The organism is Psychrosphaera sp. (assembly GCF_982872775.1).
Genome location: NZ_CEYNSH010000041.1, coordinates 1 through 13,026 on the forward strand (window position 1 = coordinate 1; position 13,026 = coordinate 13,026).

The following is a 13,026-nucleotide window of genomic DNA, read 5'->3' on the forward strand; positions in this document are numbered from 1 at the left end:
CGGGGGACCTGCGGATTAACAGTCCGTCGCTCTAACCAACTGAGCTAAGGGGGAATCACGAAGTAAGCACTGGTGTGCTCAACAACGGGGCGCAATGTTAATTAGACCAAGGGGACCTGTCAACTACATTTTGTCTTCAAAACTCAGATTTTTAACTGTTTGTACAAAGTGTAAACAATATGAGGTTTTTTGCTCAATTACTGTGCAAGTGGCGATCCGTTTTCGTTCTTATACATTAAAGATCTTTTCTCAACGATCCTAATTGTACGAATATCAAGGGATGTAGCTTGTTATCCACTGATTCTGTGGATAACTCTGTGGGTGATATTGTAATACAATCCGCTAGGCCAATAAATTCGGGTGTCAATACTTACAAATGAAAAAAATGTCAATTTTTGACAATTTCAATTAAAACAATGGTTTATGTAAAAAATATGTATTTTTTAAGTTCTTGGTTTGATTTTTAATCAGGTCTTTAAGGGATTGCCCCAAGGCTGTGCACAAAAGCAGTATTTTTTGATTAAAAAGTGAAAATATTGGTTGAAAAATAGAAAATTTAGAATCTAATGTTAATAAAATTTAAGAATGATCAAAAAAGTCCAAATTGTAGGGTGAACCCTGTCTAAACATTCATTAGAATATGGCCATCTTTTCCTTATGTGACCTTTTTCATGTCTAAGTCTCAAGATTTATTAACAGCACCTATTGCGCCGACCCTATCTAAGATGACAAAACAAGTGCTGTTCGGCATGGTCATGTTAATGTCTTTCAATCTTATAGATACCTATTTTATTGGTTTGTTAGGAACAGAGCCGCTAGCCGCGATTAGCTTTACATTTCCTGTGACCTTTACAGTGATTAGTTTAGCCATTGGATTGGGAATCGGAACTTCCGCTATCATCGCAAAGGCTAATGGCAGCGGTAATAAAAGTGAAGCTAAAAATGACGGTCAAGGTGCATTGATCATGGGGTTCACCATGGTGCTTGTATTGGCGAGTATCATGTATTCATTAACTGATATGATTTTTACGGCTTTAGGAGCGGGCAAAGAAACGCTGCCATTGATCCATGAATACATGGACATCTGGTATGTCGGTTCTGTGTTCTTGATGTTACCTATGATAGGTAATGCAATATTGAGAGCCAACGGCGATGCCAAAACACCGAGTATGTTAATGGCTGGAACTGGACTAATTAATGCTGTTCTCGATCCTATTTTGATATTTGGCTTCGGACCAGTACCCGCGATGGGTATTGCGGGGGCGGCATTAGCAAGTGTGATTTCCTGGGGCGTCGGCCTTGTGGTCATCATTTACGTTTTGGCAGTCAAACGCGGACTCATTGCCACTCACGTTATTCCCTTAAAAGAGCTAATAACAATAAGTCGAAAAATATTAACAATAGGACTACCTGCAGCTGGTGCCAATATGCTTACCCCAATTGCTATGGCGATTTTGACTGCGATGATAGCTGTGCATGGCACTGCTGCTGTTGCCGGGTTTGGAGTAGGGTCTCGTATTGAAAGTATTGCCAGTATGGTTGTGCTCGCCCTTTCTATGACATTGCCGCCGTTTGTTTCGCAAAATTATGGCGCAAATCAATGGGGACGTGTGGAAGAAGCCTTTAAAAAGGTGATCAAGTTTATTTTGATTTGGCAGTTTGCGGTTTATGTCCTACTTGTTGCCGTCGCCCACTATATTGCGTTGGCATTCAGCAAAGAAGACCCTGAAGTTTTGAATGTTATCAAGTTGTTCATTTATATCATGCCGTTAGGTTATGGATTGCAGGGGATTATTATTCTTGCTAACTCATCATTCAATGCGATTCACAAACCTATGCAAGCGCTGGTGTTAAGTATTATTCGATTATTTATTTTCTATTTACCATGTGCCTATATTGGTAATGTTATGTTTGGACTAACTGGATTATTTATTGGGTGTTTGGTTGGTAACGTGTTTACCGCTTTGATCTCCTACCAGTGGTTTATGCGTACCGTAGTCCAATCAAAGACGATGCAATCAGATGCAGTGGAGTCAAAAAATGCAGAAGCTTGAGCGACCGTTCGAACTTAAAAGCCAATATAAGCCGAGTGGAGATCAGCCAACCGCGATTCAAAAACTTGTAGATGGGTTAAATGATGGTTTAGCTTATCAGACATTGTTAGGCGCAACGGGAACGGGTAAAACGTTTACGATGGCGAATGTTATTCAACAAGTATCGCGCCCAACGTTGATCATGGCTCATAACAAGACCTTAGCCGCTCAGCTTTATGGTGAAATGAAAGAGTTTTTTCCAAATAATGCTGTCGAGTACTTCGTTTCGTATTACGATTATTACCAGCCAGAAGCTTACGTTGCATCTACCGACACGTTCATAGAAAAAGACGCTTCTATAAATGAACATATAGAACAAATGCGTCTGTCAGCCACTAAAGCACTGATGGAGCGCAGAGATGTAATTATTATTGCTTCTGTTTCGGCTATTTATGGTTTGGGCGATCCTGAGTCGTATATGAAGATGTTATTACACCTTCGTGAGGGTGACATCGTTGATCAACGTCAAATTCTATTGCGACTGGCTGAGCTACAATACACCCGTAATGACGTGGACTTTCAACGCGGTTGTTATCGAGTGCGTGGTGATGTCATCGACATTTTTCCGGCGGATTCTGACAAGCTTGCGATTCGGGTCGAACTATTTGATGAAGAGATTGAACGCATTACCGAATTTGATCCATTAACAGGAGCACTTGAGCGCAAAATTACTCGTGCGACAGTCTTCCCAAAAACACACTACGTGACACCTCGGGAGAAAATTTTAAAAGCGGTTGACCACATCAAAGATGAGTTACGAGAGCGTAAAAAACAGCTAAAAGACGCCAACAAATTGATTGAAGAACAACGTATCAGTCAACGTACTTTGTTTGATATCGAAATGATGCAGGAGTTGGGCTATTGCTCGGGCATCGAGAACTACTCTCGTTATTTATCTAATCGTGATCCAGGTGAAGCGCCACCGACTTTAATTGATTACTTTCCGAGTGATGGTTTGCTTATCATAGATGAGTCGCATGTGACCGTGTCGCAAATCGGCGCTATGTACAAAGGGGACAGGTCTAGAAAGTCAAACCTGGTTGAATATGGCTTTAGATTGCCCTCAGCCATGGATAATCGACCGTTGCAGTTCCATGAATTCGAGCGCTTGGCACCTCAAACCATATATGTTTCAGCAACACCTGGTAATCACGAGTTGGAGCAATCAGGAGATGAAATCGCCGAGCAGGTTGTGCGACCTACTGGTCTATTAGACCCTGAAATAGAAGTCAGGCCAATTGCGACTCAAGTCGATGACTTGATGTCAGAAATTCAAAAGCGTGTTCAAGTCGATGAGCGTGTGTTAGTCACGACTTTGACCAAGCGGATGGCAGAAGACTTAACCGATTATCTGTCGGATCACGATATTAAAGTAAGATACCTTCACAGCGACATTGATACGGTCGAACGAATCGAAATTATTCGAGATTTACGTGCGGGTAAGTTTGATGTCCTTGTGGGTATCAACCTACTACGAGAAGGCTTGGATATGCCAGAAGTCTCACTCGTTGCCATTCTTGATGCGGATAAAGAAGGCTTCTTACGTTCTGACCGTTCGCTTATTCAGACTATCGGTCGAGCGGCACGTAACGTTAGAGGCCGAGCGATTTTGTATGCCGATAGAATAACGAAGTCGATGCGTCGAGCCATTGATGAAACGGAACGACGTCGTGAAAAGCAAATTGCTTACAATGAAAAGCACGGTATTACACCAACCGCATTGAATAAGAAGATCACAGACATCATGGATGTCGGTGAAGCGGACAAACCAGCAAACGCAGCTCAGCGAATCTTGTTAAAAGAGGGCCTGGCTGAGTATGCGAAGAAGTCACCGATTGAGATCAGTAAAGAGATCAAAGAGCTAGAAGCTAAAATGCTGCAATATGCAAAAGATCTTGAGTTTGAAAAAGCAGCAGAGCTGAGAGACCAAGTCCAAAAGCTACAAGAGCAGCTGATTAAAAATAGCTAGTTATAGCCTTTGGCCAACGGCAAGCCGAAATACAAGATGACAAAACATAAAAAACAGCGCGGGTGGTAAATCCCAGCGCTGTTTTTTATGGCTTTATATAAAGCGTTTGTTATTGCTTTAGCAAGGTTTGCAAAGAGGGAAGCGTTACAGCTCGTCTTCCCATAAAATTACATTACCTTTTAACATCTCGATACGAGGTGCGTATTTCTCGTGTAACACATGACGTTTGATTTTAAGTGTCGGTGTTAGGATGTCATTCTCTGGTGTCCACGGCTCATCAACCACTACGACTGCACCAATCTTCTCATGACTTTCCAAATGACCGTTTACGTCTTTTAATGTCTCTTCAAGAGACTTTTTAACTTGAGGTCGTGGCATCACAGACGCACCTTCAGAAAGCTGTACAAGCGCTACTGGAGCGGCCATACCAGAACCTAAAACACATAGCAGTTCTATGTGTGGGTCTTGCGCCATGCGCTTTTCAATTGGCACCGGTGATACAAACTTACCTTTTGCGGTTTTAAAGTTGTCTTTTACGCGACCAATGATACGAACCGAACCGTCGGCTTCCTGACGAGCAAGGTCACCCGTTTTAAAGAAGCCATCTTCATCAAAGGCCTCAGCGGTTGCTTCGTCATTTTTGTAATAACCCGTAAATAGGCCACCACTTTTGAATAGCAACTCATCATTGTCTGCAATCTTGATATCACAGCCCGGTAACACTCGGCCAATCGTACCGATGGCTTCTTGGCGGAATGGGAAGTTACCAATTGCGTAAATACAGTTTTCTGTCATGCCCCAGGCTTCACAAATATTGATACCGATTTTTTGGTACCAATGAATAAGCGCCGGAGAAATCGGTGCAGAGCCTGATGCGGCGATTTGTGCGTGTTCTAAGCCCAATGCCTTTTGAATTTTCTTTTTAATAAGACCAGATACGATTGGCACTTTTAATAAAAACTCAAGCTTTTTGTGACCAAGTTTATCGATGATGTTCTTTTGGAAAAGGCTCCACAGACGAGGAACGGAGAAAAATACCGTTGGTTTGGCGTAATTTAAATCTTCTACAAAGTGCTCGAGCGATTCGGTGAAATAAATCGTCATATTGCTGTGGAAAGCGGCACCTTCAACTAAACAACGCTCTGTAATATGGGCTAGTGGTAAGTAGGACAAGAAGCGCGTTTTGGAGTCAAAATTCAATACATCTACAATTTTATTATTTGCCCAATTGTAAGCTTGAAACTTTATCATCGCGCCTTTTGGGTTACCCGTACTACCAGAGGTGTAAATAATAGACATTAATTCGTCCATCGTCGGATAGTGTTCGGCAATAGGTGCACCTAGTGATTGAAGCTGCTCCCAACTGTGTTGGCACGGAACCGTGTCATATCCCATTCCTAAACGAATAAGGTTACCAGGAACGCCTTTGTCAGCCATGTCATTATTGTCGAGTTTACCGACAAATACCGCTTTAGATTCGGAGTGCGTCAAAACATATTGAATGGTATCGGCATTGGCAGAAGGGTAGATAGGAACGCTGACCATGCCGGCGCGCATGATTGCTAAATCAGCAATGAACCATTCTGCGCAGTTTTTCGCAAGAATAGCGACCTTGTCACCTTTTTGCAGGCCTAAGTGATGTAAGCTTGCTGCAACACCCTCTACTTGCTGTTTGATTTCCGCCCAAGTATGCGTTTCGATTTGGCGATTTTTTGGTTGGTGTAAAAATACTTTATCAGGGGTTTGCGCAACCCAATGTTCCAACCAATGAATCGGACTCATTACAGATACGTCCATTCCGATTTCCTTTTATTGTTATTAGTTTGACGTTTACTTAGTGTTGATATTTAAAATACTTATCCGTCCATTATGTATAAAAATTCTGGACTTAGCCAACCTATTTGTAGCGAAAGTTGGTTTAATTGCCGATAAGTAAGGCTGTTTTTAGCCAAAAAAAAGGCCAACTCATCGTTGACCTTAATTTTAAGTGCTCTCATTTTTTTAATGAGAAACCTTGTTATAAGCTTACATCGCACGCATACCAGGCTGTGCTCCTTCGTGTGGCTCAAGGATCCACAAGTCACTGCCGCCAGGGCCTGCAGCTAAAATCATGCCTTCAGACATTCCAAAGCGCATCTTACGAGGCTTAAGGTTTGCAACAACAACCGTTAGTTTGCCAACTAATTCCTCTGGATTAGGGTAGGCTGCTTTGATACCCGCAAAGATTTGACGCGTTTCGCCACCCAAGTCCAATTGGAACTTAAGTAGTTTGTCTGCGCCTTCAACATGCTCGGCTGAAATAATCTTAGCGATACGTAAGTCGACCTTAGCAAAGTCACCAAATTCAATTTCATCGGCAATAGGTTCGTCGGCTAAAGGACCCGTGACTACTGGTTTTGCTTCTTCAGCGGCTTGTAGGCTTTCCTTTGAGTCTTCAACCATGTTTGCAACCTTATCCATATCTACACGCTGCATAAGCGCTTTAAACTTATTAATATCGTGATTTAGAAGTGGCGAATCGATGCCATCAAATGTTAACTCGTCATTTAAGAAGGCTTCCACTTCTTTGGCCATTGCCGGAAGAATTGGTTTTAAGTAAGTCATCAGAATACGGAACAAGTTGATGCCCATAGAGCAAACGTCGTGGGTTTGCTGTTGAAGATTTTCGTCTTTAACTGATACCCACGGTGCCTTGTCATCGATGTATTTGTTGGCTTTATCTGCAAGTGCCATTATTTCACGAACCGCCTTGGCAAATTCACGACCTTCAAAGGCTTCAATAATTGCAGGTTTTGCTGCTTGGAATTCAGCTAACAGCTCAGGGTTATCGATGTTGTCTGATAATTTGCCATCAAAACGCTTCTTGATGAAACCAGCGCAACGACTTGCAATGTTAACTACTTTACCGATTAAGTCTGAGTTCACCTTTTGACCAAAGTCTTCTAAATTAAGGTCTAGATCGGTAATTCCGCTGTTTAATTTAGAGGCGAAGTAATAACGCAAGTACTCTGGGTTTAGGTGGTCAAGGTATGTACGTGCCTTGATGAAAGTACCACGAGACTTAGACATTTTCTCGCCATTCACCGTTACAAAGCCATGTGCAAATACATTTGTCGGTTGGCGGAAATCCGCACCGTCAAGCATTGCAGGCCAGAATAGACTGTGGAAGTAGATGATGTCTTTACCGATAAAGTGATAAAGCTCGGCATCGCTGTCTTTGTTCCAGAAGGCGTCAAAATCGACTTGGTTATTGTCACAGAAGTTTTTGAAACTTGCCATGTAACCAATTGGTGCATCTAGCCAAACGTAGAAGTATTTACCCGGAGCATTTGGAATTTCAAAACCAAAGTAAGGTGCGTCACGGCTGATATCCCATTGTTGTAAGCCTTGCTCAAACCATTCTTCTAGCTTGTTGGCCATTTCCGCTTGGATACTACCGCTGCGAAGCCATTCTTTTAGCATTGGCTCGAATTTCGGTAAATCAAAGAAGTAGTGTTCTGAGTCTTTAAGTACCGGTGTGGCGCCAGAAACCGCTGATTTAGGGTCAATTAAATCAACTGGGCTGTACGTCGCACCACACTTGTCACAGTTGTCGCCGTTTTGGTCAGGCGCTTTACACGTTGGGCAAGTGCCCGTCACAAAACGATCTGGCAAAAACATTTCTTTTTCTGGATCGAACAATTGTGAAATCGAGCGCTTGGCGATATAGCCAGCGTCATTCAAACGGTTGTAAATAAGTGATGCCAGTTCACGGTTTTCTTCACTGTGAGTACTGTGATAGTTATCAAACTCGACGTGAAAATCAGCAAAATCAACAATACGCTCTTCACGAACGGCGGCCACCATTTCTTCTGGGCTAATACCTTGTTGCTGAGCTTTAAGCATAATAGGTGTGCCGTGCGCATCATCGGCGCAGACATAGTAACACTCGTTACCTTGGGCCTTTTGAAAACGAACCCAAATATCCGTTTGGATATATTCCATTAAGTGGCCCAAATGCAAAGAACCATTGGCGTATGGCAATGCACTTGTCACAAGAATTTTGCGAGGAGCTGTCATAGTTTGAAAAACCTTTTTAATATCGCTAGTAAACACTACTATTTAGGGCCGTGATGTTACATAATTTGTCATCAATATGCACCACCATAACGCGCTGAGATGGTTAATAAATGAAACTTTCGAACTGGTTTGCTAAAAAATCTAGCACCTCATCACCTCAAAATCCTATTTCGACCGAAAAATTAAAAAAGGTTTTGTTTGCGTCATTCCCAAAGATTCGCACGACACATTTTACTCAGGGCATCACTTCGCCTGTGAGTGTAGAGGTGAAATCTGTTGAGCCAGTTCATATTGTTTTGACTTTGGGCTTTCAAGTCGGGCCTTTTAAAGCAGAATTAGTTAGTGCGTTAGAGCAGATTATAGAAGAAAATTTTGATGCTGAAGCGCTAAATCAGCCTCAAATCGATATTAACTGTACCTTACCAAGCGTAGCGCCAAGCCAGCCCAAGCAAGCACGATTTGTAATTGCCGTTTCCTCAGGCAAAGGTGGCGTTGGTAAAAGCACAGTAACGGCAAATTTAGCGGTGGCATTGTCGCAACAGGGTTACAAAGTCGGTGTATTAGATGCCGATATTTATGGTCCTTCCGTTCCAATGATGTTTGGTCTACAAGGCCAAAGTGTTGTGACCCATGATGAAAAAACCATGGAGCCTTTTTATCAGCATGGTGTGTATCTAAATTCGATAGGTTTTTTGATACCTGAGGACAAAGCGACGATTTGGCGCGGTCCAATGGCTTCACGTGCTTTGATGCAGGTCATCAACGAAACCAATTGGCCAGAGCTCGATGTTCTATTGGTCGATATGCCGCCAGGTACCGGAGACATCCAGTTAACCATGTCAGAAACGGTTAAGTGTCATGGTGCCGTTGTCGTCACCACCCCACAAAATATCGCTTTAGCCGATGCCGAAAAAGGCATTGCCATGTTCCAAAAGGTCAATACGCCAGTTTTGGGGGTGATTGAGAATATGAGTCAATTTGTTTGCACAGAATGTGGCCATACTCACGAGCTATTTGGGGTTAATGGAGGGCAAGAATGTGCGACCAAACATCAAGTGCCACTACTCGCTAAATTACCACTGTTACCAGCGATTAGACAGAGAGCAGATGATGGTCAACCATTTGCACTAACCGAAAGGCAGTCATCGTCACCAAATGATACAAATAATGAGTATCAGAAATTAGCATTATCTCTTATGATGCAACTGTCCAAGTCGACCCCGCAGACGATATCAGTGATGTAGCGAATGGGTTGGCAAAGACACTAACAAGAAAAAGTAGATGTGTTAAAAATATCATTCAGTAAAATGAAACATTTTTAAAGCAACATAAAAATCAAAACCCTAAATAACATATATAACGGAAAACTAAGATGCGCCTTTGTGATACAGATATTATTCAAAAACTTGATGATGGTGAAATTAACATCGTACCTCGTCCATCGAACGATTTAATCTCAGGTATTACAGTTGACCTTACTTTGGGTAACAAGTTTCGTGTCTTTCAAGATCATCATGCCCCTTACATTGATCTTAGCGGCCCTAAAGAAGCAACTCAAAAAGCACTAGAGTCGGTTATGGGTGATGAGATCGTTATGGCAGAAGACCAAGCCTTTTTCTTACATCCGGGTGAGTTGGCGCTAGCCATTACTCATGAATCAATTACCCTTCCAAATAATTTGGTCGGTTGGCTTGATGGACGTTCATCATTAGCTAGACTTGGACTGATGGTCCACGTTACGGCTCACCGAATCGACCCAGGCTGGTCAGGCAATATCGTATTAGAATTCTACAATTCAGGAAAACTACCCCTGGCACTTAAACCACATATGAAGATTGGTGCATTGAGCTTTGAAACTATGACAGGGCCGGCTGCGAGACCTTATACATCCCGCAGTGATGCAAAATACAAAAACCAAGAAGGTGCAGATGGCAGCCGAATTAACCACGACAGTGCTGACGAAGAAGGGACTGGTAAGGTCGGCGAGGCGTAAGGAAAAGCCCAGTCAAACTAGCATATTGCAGATTAAATGGGCTGTAGGAGCGGTAAGTGCCTTTTAAATACAAATCTACTTATTTTTTTGTCATCTTTGCGTGGCTATTATTAGTCACTTGTGGGTTCGTTTATTCAATTTATTTTGTCGGTGAGCAGACCGATGAAGACATTCGAGATAGCTTTAATATTCAGTTTATCGACGACACGAGTAATCCGATGTCGATTGAAGAAGTGGATTTATTGCCCGACCGCATCTTTGCCGACGACAAGCGAATAATCCATAAGCCAGATAGCCTAGACTTTTCGATGTGGTACAAGATCACAACTAAATCGGAAACAGAAGAAGGGCGTTTTGCAACACCATTTTCAATTACAGTCGATAACCCCACCTTAGATAGTATTCATTTTTATGTTCACTATGAAGGCAAAGTGGTGTTTGAGAAGCAGCTCGGTGACCAAAACCAAGCTAAATACGCCATAGACCATGTTTCACCACAAATTAGTTTGTTTGGTGGAATGAGTAACAAAACAAAGATCTATATTCGTATCAAAACCAACGGTGCCCCGGCCACACCTATTTTGATTGAAGATATTCAGAAGTCCCAATTCCGAACCAACGCTCAACTAATTTTGCTCGGTGCTTTGTTTGGGATTGGCGTCATAATGATCATATACAACTTCTTCATGTTTAGAGGGGTGGGTGATCTCTCCTATTTGCATTACATTATGTATGTGGCTGGAGCTGTCATTTCCATAAGCATGATTAATGGTTTTACGTTTTTCATGATGCCGTCCGAGTTTTCAATGTGGGCGAATAAATATTTAATCATACCTATACATACGTTCGCGTTAATTTACGCCATTAAGTTTGCAATTAGCTTTTTACGTTTTGAAACTGTTAAACCCTGGTTCGTCAAAATAGGTGAAAACCTTTGTATAGCCTTAGCTTTATTTGGTGTTGCAAGTTTATTTTTTGCAGAAGGGACCATGTTGCCTCTGTACTTTATAGGCACGGCACTAGGATATACCTACGCGCTGGCGTTAATGGCTATGGTGTTTAAAAGTAGATTGATTTGGGTCCGATATTACTTAATTTCTTGGATTCCCCTTTTAGCAGGAACCATTGTCACAATGGCCGCATACAACGGTAGTTTGCCTTACAATTTCTTTACCAAAAATGCTTCATTACTTGGTGTCATGTTTGAGGTTTGTATTATGGCTCTGGCGCTTTTAGATCGCTTCAGAGCAAACCAGCTTGACCGTGATTATCGAATTAATCACGACTTGGCAACGGGCTTACCAAATCAAATGTTGCTTGAAAGTGCCATCAAAAACGTGGCAAAAAGTAGCCAAAGCATGGCCTTAGGCGTGTTTGAAATCACTCAAACTAAAGACGTTATTCCAGCACTTGGCACAGAAACGGCAAATAAATTTTTTAGTCGTTTGTTTCAAAGTATTCACGAATATATATGTAACTTAGATGGGGTGTATACGTTTGCGACTGGAGAAAATCGTCAACCTCTACACATAGTTCGCATAGATGAATCTCGTTTTGCTGTGTTGTTTATCGGTGTGATTGACGATCAAGAAATCGAACATAAAGTAAAGATTATCCAAGATGCAGCCGCATCAATTGTTGAGGTGAACGGTTTATCCATGTCGGTCAGCACGGCCGCTGGTGTAGCAAGTTATCCTGAAGATACACAAGATCCCGACAAGCTACTCAGTACAACTATGCAAGCATTAAATGTCGGCAGAACGGTCGATCAGAAATGGGCCCGTTATGATGAACAGCGAAGCACGGACATTAAACAAAAGTTTAGACTCGCTGCCGACCTTCAAGCTGCAATAGAAGAAGACGAATTAGACTTATACCATCAGCCTCAAATCGACTTAGTAACCAATAGGGTTCATGGTAGCGAGCTATTGTTAAGATGGATTCACCCTGTTGATGGCTTTATTTCTCCAGCTTACCTAGTTGAAATTGCTGAAGAAATGGGAGTTATTCATCAACTTACTGAATGGGTCATCACCAAAGGCTTTCAACAGCACTCAAAGTTGTACAAGCTGGGGTTTGAGACCAATGTCTCGATTAATATATCGGGCAAAGACTTTAATGATAATGGCTTGGTCGCTCACATTCTTACCTGTGCGGCGAAGTTTGGTGTTATACCATCGACGGTGACCCTAGAGGTGACGGAGTCGGCTACCGCTGAAGATCCTAAACATGCTCAAAAAGTACTGTCAGAGTTGTACCAACAAGGCTTTAAAATTGCGATTGATGACTTCGGCACGGGTTATTCAAGCCTTGACTATTTGAGTCAACTCCCGTTTCACGAACTCAAAATCGACAAATGCTTCATGAATATTGATGCTTCAGAGCGAAATCGTACCATTACAGAAGTCACCTTATTACTCGCTAAAAAACTAGGGGTGAATGCAGTTGCAGAAGGAATTGAAAACGAACAAGTAGCAAAAATGGTGAAGGAATTTGGATGTCCGGTTGGTCAGGGATACCTGTATTCAAAACCAAAACCATTTATTGAATACATGCGTTGGCTTCAGGAGCTCTACAAAAAAGACCGCAACCTCTGCATCGATGCAGATGGTTAACTTAGCGCTGGTGGATTAATAGGCATTCACCAGCACTGCTACAAATATGCATTGCAAATCTTTGATAGTTTTATATTATTCCCTCTAGATTGTTGTCGGACTGTAGCGCAGCTTGGTAGCGCACTGTCATGGGGTGTCAGGGGTCGCTGGTTCAAATCCAGTCAGTCCGACCAATTCTTATCTTCATATACCTTTGTAAAATCAAACACTCAGAAATAAGCAGAAATCCCTCTGGATTTAGAACCAGCGAAGCGGTTCACCAAATTGCCCGGAGCAATTTGGAACGCCAGAATGGCG

At 42.2% G+C, this 13,026-nt stretch carries 7 protein-coding genes and 1 tRNA gene; 6 read left to right on the plus strand and 2 right to left on the minus strand.

Translation table 11 applies throughout. The features are described 5' to 3' along the window. Positions 1-671 precede the first annotated feature (671 nt). Positions 672-2,054: an MATE family efflux transporter gene (locus AC4E96_RS11340; protein ID WP_490255897.1), complete on the plus strand. Its 1,383-nt coding sequence runs from the start codon at positions 672-674 to the stop codon at positions 2,052-2,054. Further along, the gene (gene uvrB, locus AC4E96_RS11345; protein WP_488032599.1) at positions 2,041-4,062 is read left to right on the plus strand and encodes an excinuclease ABC subunit UvrB; all 2,022 of its coding nucleotides are present in this window, start codon (positions 2,041-2,043) and stop codon (positions 4,060-4,062) included. Before AC4E96_RS11340 ends, uvrB begins: the two co-directional genes overlap by 14 nt. A gap of 144 nt (positions 4,063-4,206) precedes the next feature. On the opposite strand, the gene AC4E96_RS11350 is transcribed toward uvrB, so the two are convergent. Together AC4E96_RS11350 and metG are read right to left on the minus strand one after the other, a co-directional pair. Beyond that, positions 4,207-5,859: an AMP-binding protein gene (locus AC4E96_RS11350; RefSeq protein ID WP_488032600.1), complete on the minus strand. Its 1,653-nt coding sequence runs from the start codon at positions 5,857-5,859 to the stop codon at positions 4,207-4,209. A gap of 228 nt (positions 5,860-6,087) precedes the next feature. Next, a complete protein-coding gene (gene metG, locus AC4E96_RS11355; RefSeq protein ID WP_490255898.1) occupies positions 6,088-8,121 on the minus strand; it encodes a methionine--tRNA ligase in 2,034 nt (677 codons plus the stop codon). Between the two features lie 110 nt (positions 8,122-8,231). Between metG and AC4E96_RS11360 the strand changes: the two genes are divergently transcribed. The 4 genes from AC4E96_RS11360 (at position 8,232) to AC4E96_RS11375 (ending at position 12,902) form a co-directional block, all read left to right on the plus strand. Continuing rightward, positions 8,232-9,365 carry an Mrp/NBP35 family ATP-binding protein gene (locus AC4E96_RS11360; RefSeq protein ID WP_490255899.1) on the plus strand — a complete coding sequence of 378 codons (1,134 nt, stop codon included), beginning with the start codon at positions 8,232-8,234 and terminating at the stop codon, positions 9,363-9,365. A 128-nt stretch (positions 9,366-9,493) separates the two neighbouring features. Then, the gene (dcd, locus tag AC4E96_RS11365) at positions 9,494-10,114 is read left to right on the plus strand and encodes a dCTP deaminase (RefSeq protein WP_490255900.1); all 621 of its coding nucleotides are present in this window, start codon (positions 9,494-9,496) and stop codon (positions 10,112-10,114) included. A 56-nt stretch (positions 10,115-10,170) separates the two neighbouring features. Next, complete coding sequence (locus AC4E96_RS11370) at positions 10,171-12,729, plus strand: EAL domain-containing protein (protein ID WP_490255901.1); 2,559 nt, start codon at positions 10,171-10,173, stop codon at positions 12,727-12,729. Between the two features lie 96 nt (positions 12,730-12,825). Beyond that, a tRNA-Pro gene (locus AC4E96_RS11375) sits at positions 12,826-12,902 on the plus strand. Positions 12,903-13,026: the final 124 nt, after the last annotated feature.

Coding starts and splice junctions, on each gene's coding strand:
- AC4E96_RS11340 (WP_490255897.1), top strand. CDS start 672: ATGTCTAAGTCTCAAGATTTATTAACAGCACCTATTGCGCCGACCCTA.
- uvrB (WP_488032599.1), top strand. CDS start 2,041: ATGCAGAAGCTTGAGCGACCGTTCGAACTTAAAAGCCAATATAAGCCG.
- AC4E96_RS11350 (WP_488032600.1), bottom strand. CDS start 5,859: ATGGACGTATCTGTAATGAGTCCGATTCATTGGTTGGAACATTGGGTT.
- metG (WP_490255898.1), bottom strand. CDS start 8,121: ATGACAGCTCCTCGCAAAATTCTTGTGACAAGTGCATTGCCATACGCC.
- AC4E96_RS11360 (WP_490255899.1), top strand. CDS start 8,232: ATGAAACTTTCGAACTGGTTTGCTAAAAAATCTAGCACCTCATCACCT.
- dcd (WP_490255900.1), top strand. CDS start 9,494: ATGCGCCTTTGTGATACAGATATTATTCAAAAACTTGATGATGGTGAA.